Below are 21,882 nucleotides of genomic sequence, written 5' to 3' on the forward strand. Positions count from 1 at the left end.
CAGCCAGATCGCCCCGAAAAGCCAGCCGTCGCGCTGGCTTTTTTTATTGGGGGCCGGTAGTGTAACGCCATTCGCTGGCCTCTGATTAAAATATGACCGGAACGTAACTTTTTTGAAATACTTCACATCATTTCGCACAACGGTAAAAATATCCCGCTATCTGTTTCGCACCCTGGCGCTATTGCTTTGGGCGCTGGGCGCCTTGCTGTCGGCTTTTTACATTATCAGCCAACTGCACCAGCGGGAATCCGACCTGCGCCAGGAGTATTACACCAGCTTTGCCCAGGCCCAGGCGTATATCAGCCGGGCCACTTCCATTATTCGGGAAATCAAATATGTGGCGGAGAACCGGCTCAACGCCGGATCGTCGACAATGGAAACGCTTAACGGCGTGTTTGCCGGCAAGACCGGCAAGCCCGACATGCTACCGCTGTATCCCAATACCGACTGTCGCCGCGCCGACGCCGATGCCGATTACCATAATGCCGTTGACTCCCTGAGTTATTTTCTCAGCTACTGGAAAGACAGCTTTTCCGATGCCTACGATCTTAACCGGGTGTTTTATATCAACGGCGAGAACCTCTGCATGGCTGATTTCAACTTTCGCGGCGCGGCGGCATCAATGCCGAAAAGCCTGCAGGAGCAGGTGATTAAATACCGCAACGCGCGGCAAAACGATCGCCAGAACGACCTGTATTGGGTGGTGCCGGGCGCGCGCGGCGGCAGCGGGAATTTTTACCTGCTGACCCCCATTTATATCGCCAATAAGCTACAGGCATTGCTGGGCGTTGAAATGAGCATCCGGCTGGAGGATTTTTCCACCGCCAGCAGCCTGCCTATCGGCATTACCCTGCTGGATGCGGGCAATATGCCGGTGATGTCCCTGTCGGAGGGGGAGCGCAAAGCCTCGGCGCTTAACAATTATCCGTCGCCGGCCAGCTATTACGGTTATACCGATGGCTATAAAAACCTGGTGATGAAAAAAAACCTGGCGCCCTCGTCACTGAGCATTGTTTATTCACTGGCGGTGAACCAGGTGGTGGAAAATTTCAAGCCGCTGATCTTTAACGCCCTGCTGCTCAATGTCCTGTCGGCCACCCTGCTGTTTATGCTGGCATGGTTGTTTGAGCGCCGGATGTTTTCCCCGGCACAGAAAAATGCCCTGCAGCTGGAGGAGAACGAGCAGTTCAATCGTAAAATTGTCGCCTCCGCGCCGGTGGGTATTTGCATCCTGCGCATCAGCGACGGCGCTAACCTGATAAGCAACGAGCTGGCGCATAATTATCTCAGTCTGCTGACCTTTGAGGATCGGCAACGCATTATCCACATCATCTGCGGCCAGCAGGTCAATTTTGTCGATGTGATGACCAGCAATAACAATAACCTGCAAATCAGCTTTGTGCATTCGCGCTATCGCAACGAGAATGTCGCCATCTGCGTGCTGGTGGATATCAGCGCCCGGGTAAGGATGGAGGAGTCCCTGCAGGAAATGGCGGCGGCGGCGGAGCAGACCAGCCAGGCGAAATCAATGTTCCTGGCAACGGTCAGCCATGAATTGCGCACGCCGCTGTACGGGATCATCGGCAATCTGGATTTGATCAAGACCAAGGCGCTGCCCGACGGCGTCGATCGCCTGGTGATGGCGATGGACAACTCTTCCGCGCTGTTGCTCAGTATTATCAGCGATATCCTCGACTTCTCGAAAATAGAATCCGAGCAGTTGAAAATCGAGCCGCGCGGATTTTCCCCACGCGAAGTGGTCAGCCATATTGCCGGCAATTATCTGTCGCTGGTGGTGAAAAAACGTCTGGGCCTCTACTGTTTTATCGACCCCGACGTGCCGCTCAACCTGCGCGGCGACCCGGTGCGCCTGCAGCAGGTATTGTCGAACCTGCTGAACAATGCGATTAAATTTACCCACAGCGGCTGTCTGGTGGTCCGTGTTTATCGCGACGCTGATTACCTGTTGTTCCAGATCCGCGATACCGGGGTGGGCATCCAGCAGCGTGAACTGCTGCGGCTGTTCGACCCCTTTGTGCAACTGGGCAGCGGCGGGCAGCAGCAGTCCCACGGCACCGGGCTGGGGCTGGCTATCTGCGAAAAACTGGTCAACCTGATGGACGGCGATATCGACGTCGAGTCCGAGACCGGGTTGGGCAGCCAGTTTACCATCCGGCTGCCGCTGTACCAGGCAAGCTACGCGCCACAGGTGCTGAGCAGCGACCTGTACGGGCGCGTCTGCTGGCTGCATGTGCGCAACGCGGCCCTGGAGGTCTACCTGACCCGCCTGCTGGGCGCGGAAGGCATGATGGTCAAGCGCCATACCTGGCAGGATATTGACCACGAATCGGTGTTTATCACCGACGACGACGACGCGCCGGCCTGCCGCCCACGCGCCTGGATCCGTTTTATGGTCAACCATATCGGCCCGGCGCAGGAAATGTCGGACGGCGAATGGTGGTTAAGCACCGCCTTCGCGGACGCGCTGCCGCTGCTGCTGCTGAAAATATGCCGCGGCGACCAGGCGACGGCGCAGGCGTTGCCCGCGCCGTCGGCCATGGCGCCGACCGCCGGCGACCTCAATAACGATATCCGCATTCTGGTGGTGGACGATCATCCGATCAACCGCCGGCTGCTGGCGGACCAGCTTGAATCGCTGGGCTATCAGGTGATTACCGCCAACGATGGGGTGGACGCTCTGGGCACACTGCAAAAACAATCGGTGGATATCATCCTTACCGATGTCAATATGCCTAATATGGACGGCTATCAACTGACCCGGCGGTTGCGTGGCCAGGGTGTCCAACTGCCGGTGATCGGCGTGACCGCCAACGCCCTGGCGGAGGAAAAACAACGCTGCCTGGATGCTGGCATGGACAGCTGTTTGTCCAAACCGGTAACCTTAAGCGTGCTGCAGCCGGCACTGGCGCATTTCAGCCAGCAGACCCGCCAGCAATCCCCGGCCGATGCCGGTTGAATATTCGGGGACAGGTTGTGGGGGGAAGGCTATCCGATGGACGGCGCAACGCGCCGCCCATCGCCTGGGAAGGGGGTTATTCTTTGTCCACCGGCGCCATGCTGACCGACGACAGGTAGTTGAGCAGCGCGATGTCATTTTCCACGCCCAGTTTCAGCATGGCTGATTTTTTCTGGCTGCTGATGGTCTTGATACTGCGATTGAGCTTTTTAGCGATTTCCGTGACCAGAAACCCTTCGGCGAACAGCCGCAGCACTTCGCTTTCTTTCGGGGACAGCCGCTTATCGCCATATCCGCCGGCGCTGATGCGCTCCAGCAGTTTAGCCACGCTGTCCGGGGTATATTTTTTTCCCTTTTGCAAGGAGGCCAGCGCCTTGGGCAGGTCGGTGGGCGCCCCCTGCTTGAGGACGATACCGTCGATATCCAGTTCCAGCACCGCGCTTAATATGGCCGGGTTGTTATTCATGGTCAGCACGATAATCGCCAGGTGGGGATAGTGGCGCTTGATATATTTGATGAGGGTAATGCCGTCGCCGTATTTCTCGCCGGGCATGGAGAGATCGGTGACCAGAACGTTGGCATCCAGTTTGCTCAGGCTGTTGATTAAGGAGGTGGAGTCTTCGAATTCACCGACAACTTTGACCCACTCAATGGATTCCAGGGATTTGCGGATGCCGAACAGGACGATCGGATGGTCATCGGCAATGATGACGTTCAGATTATTCATAATGTTGACTACCTTGCATGCTGTAGCAGTTTAATAACAAAAGCATCAATTTGGTGGATATCGTTGCCGATTTTAGTTTTATCATTTTGGATAGCAGCTTGTTTTATATGTTGTTCCAGGGTTTCACACAACAGCTTGCCCGAAACCAGGTTCAGCATGGCAAAGACGCCTTTGAGGCGGTGCGCGGTCTGGGCCAGAGCGCTCAGGTCGCCGCTCTCGGCTTCAGTATACAGCCTCTTGACGTCATCGGGTACTGTATCGGCAAATAGCGCGAAATAGTCGCTGGAATAGAGCTGATCCAGCGCCGCATTTTCCTCGGCCGGGGCCTCGATTTCCGCGTCCCGGCAGGTATCCGTCTGGGCCAGCCTCAGTTCCATCAACTGTAGCAGCGCCTCAAGCAACGGGCCGCTCAGATTATAATTAACCCGCAGACGATACGGCGAGAGATGGGCGATCGCCGGTTCGGCGCCGTGCAGCAATAGGGCGAAATCCTCCAGGCGATTGCTATCGTCGGTCAGCAACAGGTCATGCTCCTGGACCAGATGATGCTCATCGGGATACAGGCATTCCGCTCCCCACTGGGTCAGCATGGCATTGACAATGCTGCGCGCTTCCTCATTGGCGATATCCAGCAGCGCCAGCGTGCCGTCCAGGATTTTTTCCGGCTCCTCCCCGGCGTCGCCGCTTGCCGCCGGCGGCAGCTGTAGCCTGACCCGATAACGGGTGCCGATGCCGGCTTTACTATGGATATCCAGGCTGCCGCCCAGCTGTTTACACAGCCTCGAGCACAGGAACCAGGCCAGGGCCGACCCGCGCTGGTAATGATCTTCCTGCGCGCGGCTGACGAACGGCTGGTGCAGGTTCGCCAGTTCCTCCGGGCTGATGCCGCTGCCGGTATCGCTGATGGTGCACAGAAGTATATCGGAACGGGACGGATCCTGATCGATGGATAAGACGATTTTGCCGTACTGGGTACTGATAATGCTATAGTCCAGCAACAGTGAAATGATTTTTTTCACCGCCAGCGCGTCGCCCGTGTGTCTCAGGTTTAACGGCAAGTGATAGTGATGATACAGGCTCAGGCCTTTTTGCCGCACGGCCGGCAAACGCGCCACCAATAAGGCGTCGATAAGTTCCGGCAGCGAAAAGTCAACGAGAGACGGCTGCCAGTCCTGAATTTCCAGCGCCGTCAGCAGGCGCAGGTTATCAAACAGCGCCGCCAGACGAGTAGACTCGCTTTTCAGGTCCGCCAGGCAGCGTGCGCGATCGTCGTCGGTCACGGCGTGCAGCAGGGCATCGGTTAATTGGTTAATCATCAGCAACGGCCGGCTTAACTCATCCTGGAAATTGGTGAGAATGGCGCGCCGGGCCTGATGGTTTTTCGCCAGCTCCTGCTGCGCCTGCTGCAGTCTTTTGTTCACCAGCACCTCTTTATCATGATCCAGCAACTGGAACAGATAGGTTTCCGGGGAAAGCTGGCTTTTGAACATGCGGATTTCGTACACTTCGTTATTGACCGTCGCCTGGATAACACCCTGGTGGCTTTCAGCCAGGTTGGCGATTTTTTGCAGGCTGAGGTGGGGCAGCAGGTGATCGCCAATCTTGTTGCTGGCGACCAGGCTGTTATCGCTGAAATTGTACACCAGCAGCCCCAAGGGCAGGTTGGCTATCACTTCCTCGCTCAGGATGCGGTGGGATTTCAGCGCCTGCGCCATATTCTCGCGCGGCCGCAGGAAATGCTGGCGCACCAGGTAAATTCCCAGCAGCGAAAGCGCAATCATCAGCAGGTCGATGGCAACCGGCCAGATATTGCTGCGCAGCAGATCCACGGTCAGGTTGCCCAGCGGCACGTGGTACACCAGATTCAGCGGGGCATTGGCGAACCGGGCGCTGATGGCAAGCGCCGATCCGGTTATCACGCTGGTCACCGGCTGCGCGTTATCCCGCTCGTCGTCCGCGTCGCCGTCAGGCCCGTCGGCGGCGACCAGAGAGAAATTGGCGCGCGCCATGTTAAGCGGGATGAGATCGTTTACCGGCAGGTCAAAGGCGACGATGGTGGCCAGATGCCCCGGCTGGTTGATGATAATCCGCTGGGTAAAGTAGTAGTCGTTTTGGAAACGATATTTGCGCAGCGGCGAAAAGCTTTCGCGTTCGTCCAGGATATTGGCCTGTTGCAGCATTTCCGTCCGGCGGGATTTTACCAGGACGCTGATATTGCTGTCCTCGAAACGCGGCGCAATATCGCGCAGCGGCTGTGTGGAAATCAGGGTCAGGCTGTTGTCGACGCCGTTGAGATAAAATAAGGAGTAATTGTTGTTCTCCGCGCCCCACAGGATATCCAGGTACTGCGACATCCTCACCGCCGTGGCCAGGGTGGCGCTTTCATGAGCGCCGAAGATCAGGCCGTCGGTTTTTTTATGGTTCTTTTCGATGAAGTACACATCGGGACGCAAACGCGTTTCGTGGATATCCCCAAGCGGAAGGGCGGCCGCGCCGCCGCCGGATGATTCATCGTATAAGCGATCGGCGACGAAACGATAGGTATCGATACGTTTTTGCAGCGCCAGGGTAAGGGTGGACATGCTGTGTTTTTTTTCAACGATATACGCGTTGATGGTATGAAAACCAAACAGCCATAACGACAGCAGCAATAATAAAATAAACACCAGCAGACCGCGGGTCAACGCGGCCGAGGTCAGGGTCAGGTTCTTAATTTGCATGTGTGTTTTTTATCACCGGCTTTCTTTAGCGGGTCACCCGGCGCGCGCTCAGGGTGACCACCAGAAGTAACAATGCGACGCAGCCGAACGCGGCGAACAGGCTGGTCAAATGGGCAATAAAGCCAATCAGCGCCGGGCCGGCCAGGATACCGGCGTAACCAACGCCGGAAATGGCCGCCAGCGCAAGGTTCGGCGGCATATCCGTTTGCCGGCCCACGACGCTGAACAGCAGGGGAACCAGGTTGGAGGCGCCCAGTCCCACCAGCATGAAACCCAGCAGCGTCACCAGCGGCTGGTCGACGAAAATGGCCAGCCACAGGCCGGCCGAGGCGCACAGGCTACCGGCCGCCAGGGTGCGATAGCGGCCGATGGCGTTAATCAGCCGGTCGCCGTTCAGGCGGCCGAAGGTCATGGCAATGGAAAACAACACATATCCCAGGCCGCCCCTGGCGCTGTCGACGCCGCGCTCGACGGTCAGGAACAGGGCGCTCCAGTCAAGCATGGCGCCTTCCGCCAGGAACAGGATAAAGCATAGCAGCCCGATAAACATGACCTTGCCGCGCGGGCGCACGAACAACGGGCCGGGATCGTTTTCCGGCGGTTGGGACAGCAGATCGCCGGCCGCGTACAACAGCAAGATCGCCATCAGCAGAACGGCGGCGGCGGTCGACCAGAACGGCGTACAGCCAAGCCACAGCAGGATGCTGACCAAACCGGCGCCGGTTATGCCGCCGATGCTGAAAAACCCGTGAAATCCCGACATCATGGCCCGGCCGCCGGCTTTTTCCACCGTCACCGCCTGTATATTCATGCTGATGTCCATGGCGCCGAGCGCCATGCCGAACAGCAGCAGCGACGCGCCAAGCGATACCGGGGCGGGCGCCAGCGCCAGCGCCGGCAGCGTCAGGCAAAGCAGCAGGCCGGCGCCGCAAATCACCCGCCGGCAGCCAAGCCTGGCGGCCAGCGGCGCCGCCAGCGGCATGGCCAGCAGCGAACCGATGCCCAGGCACAGCAGTAGCATGCCGAGGGCGGCGTCATCAATATCCAGACGCTGTTTGGCAAAGGGCACCAGCGGCGCCCAGGCCGACATGCCGAAGCCGGCGATAAAAAAAACGATACGGGTGGCGATGCGTACCGGCAGGCCGGTGTGCTGGTGCGTACTGCAAGTCGTGGTCATTGAGCTTCCCGGATATCCCGCCTGGCCTATACCCGTCCACTTCAAGCCGCAGGTGCGTTGGCCGCGCCCGCTCACCCCGGTCACATAGTAATCTATGCTGCCGGGGTGAGCGGGCGTGCCGCCTTCCTGCAACTCGAAGCATGGCGGGTTTGAAATAATAAAAAACCGTCATAAGCGTTATACAGGGCCATCGCCGCCGCCCCGTCGCTCAAGCCATAATGCTATCATCCGCACAATGTATTCCTGCTGCGCTTCGTCCAATGCCCGTCCCCTGGCGATGCCGTGCCATTTTTCCAGGCATCCCCGGCAGCAGGTGGCGGTGGCGTGCTGGGCGACAAACACCGGATGGCCGCGCCAGGGCGTCTGTTTACCGTCTTTGGCCGGCAGCGCCGGCGCCAGCCGGGCGCTGATAAATTCCCGCGCATGGCCAAGCACCACCGCCGTGCCTTTGTTACGCAGATAGGCCAGGTCTTTTTCATTGAGCCGGAACCCGGACCGGAAAGCGGACCGCTGCAAGCGATGCCAAACGATGTCGAGATCCTGGTATTGCGGCATGTGGTCTCCTGCTGCCCATCGGCGCTACCCTAGACGGTCATTCGTCGTCAGTCATTGCCCGGAAAATGACGGCATAAAGTGTAGCATGTTAAGCACCGGATAACGAATTGCGCTGTGCCCGGCGGGGTTATCCCGGGGCCGGATCGACGCGCGCTGCGGGGAAAAATAAATCGCTTTTAATGTGATCACTATCGTATTTTAATATATTCATTTTTTTAATGTAATAAACAAATAACCCGTCGCCCCTTTATTAAGCTGATGTTTATAAATAGACATTTTGCCGTAAATAGCGATTTCAGGCCGCGGTGTTTTATTTTCTAACATTTATTAATGAATATTAATATTTTTACTACCCGCAAAAAAAAGCCGGTCATGGAACCGGCGAGGGAAAACACATCAATGATGAGAGTAACAATGAAAATTAATGATGATAGTATCATTAATAATAATGCAAAAAAAAACCGCGTTTTGCCACAAAGTGCTATATAGACTATTAATTTTTATCTTATTGAATTTAATGATAAAAAAATAAATGCTCGGCTAAATGACCGTTGCCTCCTTGCCGCGGTGCCGATAATTGAATTTTGATTAAGTTCACCAGCGGCAACATGTTTAAATATAAGCTTTGCATTTTGAAACATTGTAAGCTACTTGGTATCATTTTACCGCTAGTATAAAATTGCAATTAACGCAAAATGAAATGGTTTATCGCTGCTTAATATCTCTTTTAAGCACCTCAAACAAGGGTGGCCAAAGATAATAACTATTCGAGGATAAAAGAATGAAACTTTACGTTCTGTCCCTACTTCCTGCCTTAATGGTCGCCGCGTCGGCCGGCGCGGCGGAAATCTACAATAAAGACGGCAATAAACTCGATTTTTACGGATCGCTCCATGGCTTGCACTATTTTTCCGATAATGATGGCAGCGATGGCGACAAGACCTACACCCGTCTTGGCTTTAAGGGCGAAACCCAGATCAACGATCGGCTCACCGGCTACGGCCAGTGGGAATATGAAATCAAGGCCAACAACAGCGAGGGTAGCGATGCCGAGGACGGAAACCATACCCGCTATGGTTTCGCCGGCTTGAAATTCGACGACGCCGGCTCCTTTGACTACGGCCGCAACAACGGAGTGCTCTACGATGTTGCCGCTTTCACCGATATGCAGCCCGAGTTCGACGGATCCACCTATGGCGCCGACCAATTTTTATTCCAGCGTACCAGCGGCGTGGCGACCTATCGTAATGAAAACTTCTTTGGCCTGGTGGATGGGTTAAAATTCGCGCTGCAGTATCAGGGCAAGAACGGCTCTCCTGAAGAATCCGGCAACGGGCGCGACGTGTTGGGACAAAACGGCGAAGGCTACGGCATGTCCTTAAGCTACGATCTCGGTATGGGCGTCAGCGCGGCGGGCGCATTCTTTAACTCCAAACGCACCGACGATCAAAACGGCGCCCGCACCTATGAGAACATCATGGGACACGGCGACCGGGCGGAAGGGTATTCCGGCGGGTTGAAATACGATGCCAACCAGGTTTACGTGGCGGTCATGTTTACCCAATCCTATAACGCCGCGCCGTTCGGCTCCAGTAACTCCACCCTTTACGGTTACGCCAATAAAGCGCAAAGCTTTGAAGCGTACGCGGACTACAAGTTCGACTTCGGCCTGGTGCCGTTTGTCGGTTATAACCAGACCCATGGCAAGGATCTGGGCACCGGTGGCGACGGCAATACTTACCAAGGCGAGAATTTGGTGAAATTTGTCGATTTAGGCACCAGTTATTACTTCAATAAAAATCTTTCCACCTATGTGGATTATAAAATCAACCTGCTGGACGACAACCGGTTTACCGATGCCGCCGGGATCAATACCGATGACGTGGTGGCGGTAGGCCTGGTTTATCAGTTCTGACAATCAACACGGGAGAGGGTTGCGCATAACCTCTTCCGTTTTTTGCCCGTTTCATCCCGCCCGCATGATTAAACCTAAATTAAACAACTTAAGATAAACAGGCTAATAATAGCTTTGCAGCAAAGGAATTTACCTATCAACAATACTCTTGTAATTAATTTAGATTTCCCAATCGATCGCTAATCTCAAATAAGATATATATTTTTAACTATATGATTTTTAACTATTATAAAATAAATCCTCGCTTTATCGATCGCCTTTGCTTCAGGTAAAAATAAACCTAACCCTATTTAACCTTTATTTAATTTGCTGCTTTAATATCCAATTCTGTCAGTTGAATAGCAAAATCCGGTTAGGTATTATCGCGACTCTTGGCAAACGTCATTTTTTTGCGGGCTATTCTGCCTGCTGGACATTTTTTGGTGCAACTGGCAGTGGCGTAATAATTTATACACAGAGGAAATTATAATGAAACTACATCTTAAATATTCCCTGATACCGGCATTGGTTTTTACCGCCGGCGGGGCATACGCGGCTGAGATCTACAATAAGGAAGGCCACAAGCTGGAGTTAAACGGTACCTTGGCGGGAGTGCATTATTTCAAGAGTGACAATTCAAACTCCGATCAATCCTATATGCGCCTCGGCTTTCTGGGTGAAACGCAAATCAACAGTCAACTGACCGGTTATGCCCAGTGGCAGCATCAGGCGCAGCTGGACAGGGGCGAAAAGGACGAGGCCCGTGAAAGCACCACGCGTTTGGGCTTCGTCGGGCTAAAGTTCGCTCACTACGGCTCCTTTGATTATGGCCGTAACTGGGGCGTTCTCTATGATGTGCTCTCCTATACCGACAAACTGCCAGAGTTCGGCGGCGATGCCTTCGGGGTGGACGACTACATGTCCCAGCGGGCGAGTAACCTGGCCACCTATCGCAATAAAGGCTTTTTCGGCCTGGTGGATGGTCTGGACGTGGCGCTGCAGTACCAGGGGGTCAACACGCCGGGCAAAAAGGACAGCAAGGGCCGCGCTGACCACGCGGCCAACGGCAGCGGGTACGGCATGTCGATTGAATATGACCTGGGCCGGGGTTTTAAAGCCGCGGGCGCGTTCAGCAGCTCTGGCCGCAGCGACGGCCAGAAAAAAATGGAATACGGCAGCGGCGACGGCAGGGTTAACGCCTATTCGGGGGCGCTAAAATATAGCGACAAAAACCTGTATCTGGCGATGATGTATACCCAAAGCTACAATCTGGCGCAGTTTGGTGACTTCAAGAAAAGCGAAAGCGACAAGATCAGCGGATTTGCCCATAAGGCGCAAACCCTGGAAATGGTGGCGCAGTATCTGTTTGATTTCAGCCTGACCCCGTCACTGGCCTACATCCAGACCATGGCCAGCGATATAGAGAAATACGGCCGCCAGGATTTGAGAAAATATATCGATATTGGCGCCGCCTATAATTTCAATAAAAACATGGCGGCCCATATCGATTACAAAATCAACCTGCTGTCTGGCAATACCTTTACCGACCGCGCGCAGATCAAACGGGATAATACCGCGGCGGTGGGGTTGACGTATCAGTTCTGACCGGGAGTCATAACGCCGGCGGCAGGGCGGCGGGTTGCCGTTTTGCCCGCCTTCCGCCGGGCGGGACATCGCCTCCCCACCTGATGCCGGGCTAGCGGTGCCGCGAGCGAATCAGCGATTTTTTGCGGGTTTCTTTAACCGCCATAACCAACGAAAATACTGCGATGCCGAGCAATACGGCGATGAGAATCAAGTTCTGCATTGTCTTTGCCCTCATTCAGACGTAAAAAAAGCGACTTTATCGGAATCCATTCAGGCCGGCTATCGGAGCATTCTGTTTAATGGCTGAAAAAACAACGACAAGATTGAAGCGCATCCACTATTCTACAAAGGTGGCGCGGTTGGCTCCCTATCGTCAACCCATGTCCGCCCGCACCCTCCGGGGAATCGGTTTTCAGTTGCCCCATCATGGCTTAAGGGAAATGATTTATGAGATTATCTGCGTTATTCCGTTGTGCGGCGCTCGGCGCGGCCGTCGTGCTGGCGGCGTCAATCCCCGCCTTTACCGCCCAGGCGGCTCCCGCGCCCGCCAAGGTGACCTTTGTCCAGGAGTGGCCGGTGGCGGACGGCTTTTGGATCCCCTGGACGCTGGGAAAGGCCAAGGGCTTTTATCTTGAGGAAGGGATCGATCTGAATATCGTTGCGCCGCCGACGGTTGCCGATACCATGAAATTCCTCGGCACCGGCCGCGCCGACGTGGCGTTTACCACGGTGATGGATATCATTTTCGCCAAGGAGCAGGGCGCTCCGGTCATCGCCATCGGCCGTTACGGCAGCGGCAATAACTGGGGGATTTTTACCCCGCAGGGCAAGCCGGTGAGCGTCGCCGGACTCAAGGGAAAAAAAATCGGCATTTATAATGACGCCTGGACCAAGGCGCAGCTGTCGCTGGTGTTGAAAAGCGCCGGTTTGACCCTTGACGACGTGCAGACGGTCGCCGCCGCGGATGATACCGTACCGCTGCTGCTGCAAAATCGGGTGGATGCCACCACCGGCATTACCAACGCCGAAGGAACGGAAATTGCCGTCACCACCGGGAAAAAACCGGAATACCTGGCGGCCACGGCGCACGGTGTGCCCGATACGCCGATCTTCATGTTTGCCGGCAACCAGCAGTGGCTAACTAAAAATCCTCAGCTGGCCAAGGCCTTTATGCGCGCCACCGCCAAAAGCATCCGCTATGCCATCGAGCACCCTGACGAAGGCACCGCGGCCTTTGCCGCCCAATACAGCAAAGCCTACGATCCCGCCTTTGTGAAACAGCAGTGGCAGGATACCATGGCGATACTGGGCACGCCGGGCAAGGATCAGCTCAGGCTTGACGACAGCGCATGGAGCGCTTTGCTGAGCGCCATTACGGACGTTGGCATCGTTAAGCAAACGCTTCCCGCCGCCCAGTACTACACCAACGACTACCTGCCGCAGGAATAGGCCGGCCGGGGTCAGTCCCATTCGGCGGTTTTCGCCAGCGCCCGCTCTATGCGCTCCGTGCCCAGCGCAAAAGGCAGCCGCGCGGCGTTATCCGCCGAAATTTTCACCCCCAGCGCGATTTGCTTAATCCGCTGTTCAACCGACTCGGTGACGCCAAGCCGACGCAGGGTGAGCGGTGTCGAGAACGACGTCAACAGCCGTATCAAATGAGTCTGCGCCTGGGGTCCGTCCGGCCGGTCATCGTCCAGATTGGACTGCACCACCAGCCCGAAGCCCACCAGTTCGCCATGCAAAAAGCCACTGTGCAGATCGGCATGATAGGTCATGCTGTTATGCACGGCGTGCGCTACGCCGATGCGCGGGAATTCATCTCGCATGCTGTTGGCCATGCCGGCCAGGGCTATAACCGCGTCCAGCACCCTGGCCAGCACCGGCGTGGCAAGGCCGGCCTCGTTATCGGCCAGCGCCCGCGCGCCCGACTGTTCAAAAATATCCAGCGCCAGTTTTGCCGCCTGCGCCTTAAGCACCAGCGACAGGCTGCTGTCGTCCCGGCGCAGGTAAGGCTCGAACTCATACCACTTGGCCAGCGCGTCCACGATGCCGGCCTTCAGGTAACGCACCGGCGTGGCGGCGATAATCTCGCTGTCCACCAGTACCCATTCCGGGGTGCGTTGCAACGGCATGGAGTTCAGATGACCGCCGGCCTCGGTGTATAACACCGAAATAGGCGACCAGGCGGCGCAGGTGGCGGCAATGGTGGGCACGGTGATAAGCGGCAACTGCCCGCAGGATTCGGCGATGCCTTTGGCCGTATCCAGCACTTTGCCGCCGCCGATGCCGATAACCAGCCTGATGTCCTGGGCCTGCGCCTGGGCGCTGAAGGCGGCAATGGTGGCGCGGGTGCATTCCCCTGCTAAAAAATAGCGCTGGAAACCGATGCCGTGGGCGCTGAAACTGGCCTCCAGGGCCGGCTGCGTCGCCTGCCAGGCGCGGGGGCTGGTAATAATCATCACCCGTTCGCGCGTTATGGGCGCGACATAGTCGCCAATGCGTTTAATCAGTCCCGCCTCGTTAAGGTAATTCTGGGGTGCTTTAACCACAATCACGATATGTCTCTCCTATCCAGCCGACCCGGCCGGTGTGGGTATATAGGGTGGATGCCCCGCGCTATTTCTGCATGCCCCAACGCTTGACGGTGACGCGCTCGAGGGTGGTGAAAATCAGGCCTTCCACCAGTAAGCCGATAATGATCACCGAAATCAGCCCGGCAAAAACCCGATCGGTGAAGAGTTCGTTGCGGTTCTGGAAAATATACCAGCCCAGGCCTCCCTTGCCGCTCGACGCGCCAAACACCAGCTCGGCGGCAATGAGGGTGCGCCAGGCAAAGGCCCAGCCGATTTTCAGCCCCGACAGGATCGAGGGCAGGGCGGCGGGGATCAGAATATGCCAGACGTACCTGAGGCCGCGCAGTCCGTAATTGCGGCCGGTCATGCGCAGCGTGTCGGAAACGCCGAGAAAACCGGTATAGGTATTCACCGCCATCGGCCACATTACCGAATGCGCCAGCACAAAAATCAGGCTGTTTTCCCCCAGGCCGAACCACAGCAGGGCCAGCGGCAGCAGGGCGATGGCGGGCAGGGGATTAAACATCGAGGTCAGGGTGCTTAATATATCCCGTCCCAGACGGGTCGACACCGCCAGCGAGCTTAACGCCAACGCCAGCACGGTGCCGATGGCGTAGCCTTTGACCAGGGTTCCCAGCGACAGGCTAATCTTGGTCGGCAGTTCGCCGCTGGCCATATCCTGGGCAAAAGCGGTAAAGGTCTGGATAAAGCCGGGCAACAGCAGATCGTTGTTTTGCCAACGGGCGGCGGTTTCCCACAGCGCTATCAGCACCAGCAGAATGGCCGACTTGCGCAACCAGGCGAGGTTCCACAGCCGGGTGGTCCAGGGCAGCGGCGTTGCCAGGCTTTGTTCGGCAATCGGCGGCAGATCCAGCTGATACTCGGGCCGTATCGGGGGATTTTTAGTCATGGTCTATATTCCTGGCAGGGTAGCGGGGGTCAACCGGGTTCATCGCGCGCCGCCGACCACTTTAAACCGTGGTTTGGCCGCGATGTCGCGATGGGCCGCCTGCGGATCGCTGAACAACAGGTCGTGGATGCGCAGCGCGGCCTGCTGGAACTCGCCGCCGCCAAAATCGTTAATGCCGAACTGGTGGCTGTTCATCTCGGCGCGCACCCGTCCGGGATGGGGGGACAGCAGCAGAATGCGGCTACCGACCACCAGCGCTTCCTCGATGGAATGGGTAACAAACAGCAGGGTAAAACGGACCTCCTCCCACAGCGCCAGCAGCTCCTCCTGCATTTTGCGCCGGGTCAGGGCATCGAGGGCGGCGAAGGGTTCGTCCATCAACAGTACCTTCGGCTCCATCGCCAGCGCCCGCGCAATGGCCACCCGCTGCTTCATGCCGCCCGACAGGGTATGGGGATAGGCATCGGCAAACGCCGTCAGTCCCACTTTGTCGATAAAATAGCGGGCGCGGTCGCGCGCCTCGGGACGACGCGCCTTGCCGCTCGCCAGCAGCGGGAACATCACGTTTTCCAGCACGGTTTTCCACGGCGGCAGCTGATCGAACTCCTGAAACACCATCAGCCGGTCGGGACCGGGTTGCGTGACGCGCTCGCCGTCGAGCAGGATACTGCCGCTGACCGCCGGCATAAATCCGCCGACGGCCTTCAGCAGGCTCGATTTGCCGCAGCCCGACGGCCCGAGCAGCACAAAGCGGTCGGCCGGGAAGACATCAAAACTGACATCATGGGTGGCGCGCACCACGCGCTGGCGCGTGCGGTATTCCAGATTTAATGCGCCAACCCGTAACAGCGGCGCGTTATCCGCGGCCTGCTGAATATGTAATGTCATGGCAGGATTTCCTTTTAATCGCAAGCCCGGACTCAACTGCCGGGCAGGGCGTAGGCTTCGGGGAAGAAATAGTCTTTCCACGAAGCGGCGCTGTTTTTCAGAATGCCCAGTTCATGCAGTTTCTCCGCGTAAACAAAGGTTTTCTGCGGCGCGATGGTAAAATCGTTTTCCGGATCGTTGACGATTTTCTCGATGAGCTCAAGCGGCAGATGGGACTGTTCCACGCGGATATAGGTTTTGGCCGCCGCGTTTTTATCGGCTTTGATGATCTGCTCCGCCTCGGCCAGGGCGTCAAAAAACGCCTTGTAGGTTTTCGGGTTTTCGTCATGGAATTTTTCGGTGGCGTACAGCAGGTTAAAGGTGCCTTTGCCGCCCAGCACATCATAGGAACTCAGGATCTTGTGAATATTGGCATGTTCCAGCGCCTGGTACTGAAACGGCGGACTGGAAAAATGGGCGGTAATTTCCGCGCCGCCCGAAATAAGCGCGCTGGTCGCATCGGGGTGGGGCAGGCTCAGGGTTATGCTGTCGTATTTCTTATATTCCGCGTTGCCGAACAGGCGCGCGGTCTCGATTTGCAGGGTGCGGGATTGAAAACCCACCCCGGCGGCGGGGACGGCTATCCGGTCTTTATCGCTCAGGTCGCTGACGCTTTTCACCGCCGGATTATTGCTCAGCAGGTAATTGGGCATGGATCCGAGGGCGGCCACCGCCTTGACGTTTTGCTTACCGCGGGTGCGATCCCACACGGTCAGCGCCGGCGGCACCCCGGCGGAGGCGACGTCAAGCGCGCCGGTGAGCAAGGCTTCGTTCATCGCGGTGGCGCCGGAGATGCTGTGCCAGTCTACTTTGATATCCAGGCCCTGTTCCTTGCCGTGTTTTTCAATCAGCTTTTGATCGCGCACCACATCCAGGATCAGATAGCCGATGCCGAACTGCTGCGCGATGCTGATGGTGCCCTCGGCCCGCGCCGGGACGCTGCCCAGGAAAATACCGCAGGCGGCGACGATACCGATGCTTTTAAACAAACCATTCATTAATGTTATCCCAGAATAAAGAAGAAGGTCATTAGCAGCATCATAAAGCGTTGCGCCTCGAATTGTTAAATCGTTTTTTGGAATAAATTAGAAGCAGATGTATATGCGTTATTTAACTTTGCTTAGTCTATTTACGGCAATAAGAGTAAAGGGGATAAAGTCATTTATCGTCTATCTATAGTTAATTCTTGTCTTTGGGCGGAAAGTTCTTCGGCGATATAGTGGCGTCATTCATTCAGGCTTCATTTTATTGCCATTAATAGGGCGTCGCCACACGCCAGGAGAATAAGCCGTGCCGATTTTCCAGCATTCTTTTTTAAGACAATATGTCGCCGCCCGGCTGACGGATATCAAGGTGGCGCCGGACGTGGCCGCCATGGTGGCGGATAACCTGGTGGATGCCTGCCTGAAGGGGCACGATTCCCACGGCGTGACCATGTTGCCGCGTTATATTGCCGCCATTGCGGAAGGCGGACTGCGACCCGACGCGCGCGCCACCGTTACCCTGGACGCCGGCGCCGTGCTGTCGTTTAACGGCGGCCAGGGTTTCGGCCAGGTGGTGGGCCGGCAGGCGATGGACGCCGGCATACGGCGAGCCGGCGAGTACGGCGTCGCGGTTATCGGCCTGGCCGACGCCCACCATCTGGGACGCATCGGCGCCTGGGCGGAACAGGCGGCGCGGGCCGGTCTGGTCTCGATTCACTTCGCCAATGTCAACAGCCGTTCGCCGGTAATGCCCTGGCAGGGAAGGGAGCCGCGCCTGGGCACCAACCCCTTTTGCGTCGGCATTCCGGTGGCGGGGGGCGGTCATCCGGTTGTCCTGGATTTCGCCACCAGCATTATCGCCGGCAATAAGGCGCGACTGGCCTGGAATGCCGGCCAGCCGCTGGCGCCGGGATGTATCGTCGATGATAAAGGCCAGCCCGCCGTCGACCCGCGCTGGCTGATGACCGAGCCTTTCGGCGCGCTGCTGCCCTTTGGGCAACATAAGGGATCCGGCCTGTCGGTGGTCTGTTCGCTCCTGGGGGCGGCGCTGACCGGCGGCATGACCGAGCGGCACGACAACCGGGACAAACAGCGCATCCTCAACAGTATGCTGTCGATCGTTATCGACCCGGAAAAACTGGGCGGCGCGGACAACTATCAACAGGAAATCGCCGGGTTACTCGATTGGGTGCGCAGTTCCCGCGACGATGACGCCTTATTATTGCCCGGCGACGCCGAGCAGGAAAAATACCAACAACGCCTGGCACAAGGTATCTTTATCGACGATACCAGTTGGCGGCAACTGGCGGCGCTTGAGGCACCCGGCGTCGCGACACTCTGATTTTTCATTCTCGCTCTTAATCCAGGAAAAATATTATGCATTTGGCCCGTTTTCCCCGTGTGACCCTGGGACAGTTTCCCACCCCGTTGGAAGCGTTACCCAATTTAAGCCGCTACCTCGGCGGTCCGACCCTGTATATCAAACGCGACGACAACACCGGCCTGGCGAGCGGCGGCAACAAAACGCGCAAACTGGAGTTCCTGCTGGCCGATGCCGTGCGCCAGCAGGCCGATGTGGTGATAACCCAGGGGGCGACCCAATCCAATCATGTGCGCCAGACTATTGCCGGCGCCGCCAAACTCGGGCTGAAAACCCAGGTGTTGCTGGAAAAGCGGGTGGAACGGTTCGGCGAGGATTACCAGCGCTCCGGTAATATCCTGCTCGACGACCTGCTAGGCGGCGTTATCGTCGAGCATTTGCCGGCCGGCACCGATATGCAGGCGGCCATGGAACGGCTGGCCGACACCCTGCGCGCCCAGGGCCACCGGCCGTACGTGATCCCGGGCGGCGGCTCCAACCCCATCGGCGCGCTGGGCTACGTGGCCTGTGCCGAGGAACTGCTCTATCAGTCAAGCCAACAGCGGCTGCGCATTGATACTATCGTCCACGCCACCGGCAGCACCGGCACCCAGGCGGGACTGGTCAGCGGCCTGGAAGCCAGCAACAGCGGCATTCCGGTGCTGGGTATCAGCGTGCGCGCCCCTAAAGCCAAACAGGAAGAAAATGTCTACGCGCTGGCCGCGCGCACCTGGCAACTGCTCGGGGCGCGCGGCGAACTGCCGCGCGATCGCATTGAGGTTAACAGCGACTACGTGGGGGAAGGATATGGCCTGCCCACCGACGGCACACTGGAAGCCCTGCGGCTGCTGGCGCAGCTCGAGGGCATCCTGCTCGACCCGGTCTATACCGGCAAGGGCATGGCGGGGCTTATCGACCTGGTCCGCCAGGGGCGGTTCAAACAGGGTGAGAACGTGGTCTTTATCCATACCGGCGGATCCGCGGGGCTGTTCGGCTATCGCCAGTTGCTGGAGCAGTCGCGGCAATGAGCGGTTTTCTGCTGGGGATCCTGGGTGGGATGGGCCCGTTGGCCACCGTCGACCTGATGGAGAAAATCATCGGACAAACGCCCGCGCAAAGCGATCAGCAGCATGCGCCGGTGGTGGCCTGGAACGTACCGCAAATCGCCGACCGGCAGCAGGCGCTGGCCGGTACCGGCCCGTCGCCGTTGCCGCAGATGCTGCGCGGCGTGCAGCAGCTTAACCGGGCCGGCGCCAGCCATATCCTGATCGCCTGCAATACCGCCCACCATTGGTATGGCGAACTTGCGGCGGCCAGCCGCGCGCCGCTGCTGCATATCGCCGACGCCACCCTGGACAGCCTGCGCCCGCAACGGGGCGAACGTATTGGGTTAATCGCCACCCAGGGCACACTGGACGCCGGCTGGTTCCAGCAGCGTATCGCCGCGCTGGGCGGCGATACGCTGGCGCCGTCGCCGTGGGAAATGCGGGAGTGGTTTGTGCCCGGCTGCTACGCGGTAAAACGCGGCGATCTGCGCGGCGGCGGCGAACTGTTGTCTCGTCTGGCCGAGGCGCTGACGGCGCGCGGCGCCGCGCGTTTGATCCTGGCCTGCACCGAGGTGCCGCCCGCATTTGCCGCCATCGATTCACCCTGGCGGAAGGTCAGCGTTGACCCGACGCTGGCGCTGGCCGGGGCCGCCGCGCGGCTGTGGCTGGCGCACCGCGACGGCGGCGGATTGACTTAGCGGCTTAAGGCAAAAGCTTAGCTAAGTTTTGGCTTAGTCTAAAAAACTATAAGCTACCGTTTTTTCTTATTTGTCCCTTTAGCTATAACTCGGTATGAATATAGCCATATTAAAGATAAAGGAGGGGCGTCGCGTGAACTTTCAGCAACTACGTATTATTCGGGAATCCGCCCGGTGCAATTATAACCTGACTGACGTGGCCAGCATGTTATTCACCTCCCAGTCCGGCGTCAGCCGTCATATTCGTGAGCTGGAAGAAGAGTTGGGCGTGGAAATTTTTATCCGGCGCGGCAAGCGTTTAATCGGCATGACCGAACCGGGCAAGGCCCTGCTGGTGGTGGCGGAACGTATATTAAGCGACGCCAATAATATTCGGCGCATCGCCGATGTGTTTGCCAATAATGATTCCGGCGAACTTTCCATCGTCACCACCCACACCCAGGCGCGCTACAGTCTGCCTGCGATTATCAAGGAGTTCCGCGCGCTGTATCCACGCGTGCGCCTGGTGCTGAACCAAGGCAGCCCCGAGGAGATCGTCTCCATGCTACAGTCCGGCGAAGCGGATGTGGGTATCGCCAGCGAGAAGCTTATGGGCGAAGATCAGCTGGCGGCGTTTCCCTATTACCGCTGGCATCATGCGGTACTGGTGCCGGAAGGCCATCCGCTGACGCAGGCGGGCGAAATAACGCTTGAAACCCTCAGTGAATATCCGCTGGTCACCTACCGGCGCGGCATAACCGGCCGCTCCAGACTGGATGTGGCTTTCCAGGCCGCCGGGCTAAAACCGGAAGTGGTGCTCAGCGCCCAGGATTCCGATGTCATCAAGACCTATGTCGAACTCGGGCTGGGCGTCGGCCTGCTGGCGGACATGTCCTACAATCGCGAACGCGACACCGGCCTGGTCAGCATCAACGCCGAGCATTTATTCGAGGCCAGCACCGTATGGCTGGGCGTCAAACGCGGCCAGCTGCAGCGCAAATACGCCTGGCGCTTTATCCAGCTTTGCAACCCTCAACTGTCCCTGACCGAAATTGAGGAGCAGGTGCTCTCGCCCCATGCCCTCGAGACCGCGCTCGACTACCAGATATAACCCCGGATAAATTCACCCCCGGGCGCCTCGCCCGGCCGCCCCAGGACGGCGCCGGCCGCCAGGGCATGGCCGGCAATGGCGGCGTCGTTATTGCCTATTGGTGTACCGGCGGCCGCCAGTGCGATGTTGATGTCGGTGGTGACGTCCACCGCGGCCCGATCCCAGGCCAGCACCGCATCGAGACGCTGGCAAAACGCCTCGACCAGGCGGGTGTGGTGCGGCGAGGCCTTTTTGCCGATGGCGCCGAAGCGCATCTCGGCATAGGTGATGGCCGACACCGCAATACGGTGATTATCTTCGACGCGCTGATCCAAACGGACAATCACCGCCGCCGGCTGCTCGCGCATGATAAACGAGCAGATATTGGTGTCCAGCATGTAAGTTTGGCTCATAACTCAAAACGTCCTTCATCAGAGATCACGTCCTGACGCTCGGCCAAAAAGTCGGCATCAGCTTTCTCCTAATGCAGGAATGAGCCCCAGGTGGGTTTCACCGGGCGCAAAATCAGCGTGTCGCCCTCGCGTTTGATCTGCAGCTCCTTGACGCCGTCAAAATCCATGTCCCGCGGCAACCGAATGGCCTGGTTATTACCATTTTGAAAAATTGATACCGTGCGCATATAAACACTCCTTAGAATTGAAATGATGTTTTAATTTTA

17 protein-coding genes and 1 pseudogene are annotated in these 21,882 nt (G+C 57.5%); 8 read left to right on the forward strand and 10 right to left on the reverse strand.

Features of this window, described 5'->3' with window-relative positions:
- The first annotated feature begins 112 nt into the window (after positions 1 to 112).
- Positions 113 to 2,977, forward strand: a complete 2,865-nt coding sequence (rcsC, locus tag VGC33_RS12445) for a two-component system sensor histidine kinase RcsC (RefSeq protein WP_331121074.1) — start codon at positions 113 to 115, stop codon at positions 2,975 to 2,977.
- Positions 2,978 to 3,053: 76 nt separating this feature from the next.
- On the opposite strand, the gene rcsB is transcribed toward rcsC, so the two are convergent.
- The 4 genes from rcsB to VGC33_RS12465 form a co-directional block, all read right to left on the reverse strand.
- Positions 3,054 to 3,704, reverse strand: a complete 651-nt coding sequence (gene rcsB / locus VGC33_RS12450; protein ID WP_331121075.1) for a response regulator transcription factor RcsB — start codon at positions 3,702 to 3,704, stop codon at positions 3,054 to 3,056.
- 8 nt (positions 3,705 to 3,712) lie between these two features.
- Positions 3,713 to 6,424, reverse strand: a complete 2,712-nt coding sequence (gene rcsD / locus VGC33_RS12455) for a phosphotransferase RcsD (protein ID WP_331121076.1) — start codon at positions 6,422 to 6,424, stop codon at positions 3,713 to 3,715.
- Positions 6,425 to 6,449: 25 nt separating this feature from the next.
- The gene (locus tag VGC33_RS12460) at positions 6,450 to 7,601 is read right to left on the reverse strand and encodes an MFS transporter (RefSeq protein WP_331121077.1); all 1,152 of its coding nucleotides are present in this window, start codon (positions 7,599 to 7,601) and stop codon (positions 6,450 to 6,452) included.
- Between the two features lie 177 nt (positions 7,602 to 7,778).
- The gene (locus VGC33_RS12465) at positions 7,779 to 8,156 is read right to left on the reverse strand and encodes a DUF4186 domain-containing protein (protein ID WP_331121078.1); all 378 of its coding nucleotides are present in this window, start codon (positions 8,154 to 8,156) and stop codon (positions 7,779 to 7,781) included.
- 781 nt (positions 8,157 to 8,937) lie between these two features.
- Here VGC33_RS12465 and VGC33_RS12470 point away from each other — a divergent pair.
- The 3 genes from VGC33_RS12470 (at position 8,938) to VGC33_RS12480 (ending at position 13,086) form a co-directional block, all read left to right on the forward strand.
- Positions 8,938 to 10,071, forward strand: a complete 1,134-nt coding sequence (locus VGC33_RS12470) for a porin OmpC (protein WP_331121079.1) — start codon at positions 8,938 to 8,940, stop codon at positions 10,069 to 10,071.
- Between the two features lie 468 nt (positions 10,072 to 10,539).
- Positions 10,540 to 11,655, forward strand: a complete 1,116-nt coding sequence (locus VGC33_RS12475) for a porin (protein WP_331121080.1) — start codon at positions 10,540 to 10,542, stop codon at positions 11,653 to 11,655.
- 429 nt (positions 11,656 to 12,084) lie between these two features.
- Complete coding sequence (locus VGC33_RS12480; RefSeq protein WP_331121081.1) at positions 12,085 to 13,086, forward strand: ABC transporter substrate-binding protein; 1,002 nt, start codon at positions 12,085 to 12,087, stop codon at positions 13,084 to 13,086.
- Positions 13,087 to 13,097: 11 nt separating this feature from the next.
- Here VGC33_RS12480 and VGC33_RS12485 read toward each other — a convergent pair whose 3' ends face one another.
- From VGC33_RS12485 to VGC33_RS12500, 4 genes are all read right to left on the reverse strand, one after another.
- Positions 13,098 to 14,192 carry an iron-containing alcohol dehydrogenase family protein gene (locus VGC33_RS12485; RefSeq protein WP_331121082.1) on the reverse strand — a complete coding sequence of 365 codons (1,095 nt, stop codon included), beginning with the start codon at positions 14,190 to 14,192 and terminating at the stop codon, positions 13,098 to 13,100.
- A 61-nt stretch (positions 14,193 to 14,253) separates the two neighbouring features.
- On the reverse strand, positions 14,254 to 15,120 hold the full coding sequence (locus tag VGC33_RS12490; protein WP_331121083.1) for an ABC transporter permease: 867 nt from the start codon (positions 15,118 to 15,120) through the stop codon (positions 14,254 to 14,256).
- 39 nt (positions 15,121 to 15,159) lie between these two features.
- On the reverse strand, positions 15,160 to 16,008 hold the full coding sequence (locus VGC33_RS12495) for an ABC transporter ATP-binding protein (RefSeq protein ID WP_331121084.1): 849 nt from the start codon (positions 16,006 to 16,008) through the stop codon (positions 15,160 to 15,162).
- A gap of 32 nt (positions 16,009 to 16,040) precedes the next feature.
- Positions 16,041 to 17,045 carry an ABC transporter substrate-binding protein gene (locus VGC33_RS12500; RefSeq protein ID WP_331121085.1) on the reverse strand — a complete coding sequence of 335 codons (1,005 nt, stop codon included), beginning with the start codon at positions 17,043 to 17,045 and terminating at the stop codon, positions 16,041 to 16,043.
- Between the two features lie 292 nt (positions 17,046 to 17,337).
- Between VGC33_RS12500 and VGC33_RS12505 the strand changes: the two genes are divergently transcribed.
- The 4 genes from VGC33_RS12505 (at position 17,338) to cbl (ending at position 21,224) form a co-directional block, all read left to right on the forward strand.
- Entirely contained in the window at positions 17,338 to 18,372 is a 1,035-nt protein-coding gene (locus VGC33_RS12505; protein ID WP_331121086.1) for a malate/lactate/ureidoglycolate dehydrogenase, read from the forward strand.
- Positions 18,373 to 18,407: 35 nt separating this feature from the next.
- Positions 18,408 to 19,418 (forward strand): D-cysteate sulfo-lyase, encoded by a 1,011-nt coding sequence (gene cuyA / locus VGC33_RS12510; RefSeq protein ID WP_331121087.1) that lies wholly within the window; start codon positions 18,408 to 18,410, stop codon positions 19,416 to 19,418.
- Positions 19,415 to 20,134: a cysteate racemase gene (gene cuyB, locus VGC33_RS12515; RefSeq protein ID WP_331121088.1), complete on the forward strand. Its 720-nt coding sequence runs from the start codon at positions 19,415 to 19,417 to the stop codon at positions 20,132 to 20,134. The genes cuyA and cuyB overlap by 4 nt, the downstream gene beginning before the upstream one ends.
- 133 nt (positions 20,135 to 20,267) lie before the next feature.
- Complete coding sequence (gene cbl, locus VGC33_RS12520) at positions 20,268 to 21,224, forward strand: HTH-type transcriptional regulator Cbl (RefSeq protein ID WP_331121089.1); 957 nt, start codon at positions 20,268 to 20,270, stop codon at positions 21,222 to 21,224.
- Here cbl and VGC33_RS12525 read toward each other — a convergent pair.
- A complete protein-coding gene (locus VGC33_RS12525) occupies positions 21,212 to 21,616 on the reverse strand; it encodes a type II toxin-antitoxin system VapC family toxin (RefSeq protein ID WP_331121090.1) in 405 nt (134 codons plus the stop codon). The genes cbl and VGC33_RS12525 overlap by 13 nt on opposite strands.
- Positions 21,613 to 21,843 (reverse strand): annotated as a pseudogene (gene vapB / locus VGC33_RS12530) (type II toxin-antitoxin system VapB family antitoxin). Before vapB ends, VGC33_RS12525 begins: the two are co-directional and overlap by 4 nt.
- Positions 21,844 to 21,882 lie beyond the last annotated feature (39 nt).

The sequence above is a fragment of the Acerihabitans sp. genome (assembly GCF_036398755.1).
In the GTDB taxonomy this organism is placed as follows: Bacteria; Pseudomonadota; Gammaproteobacteria; order Enterobacterales; family Enterobacteriaceae; genus Acerihabitans.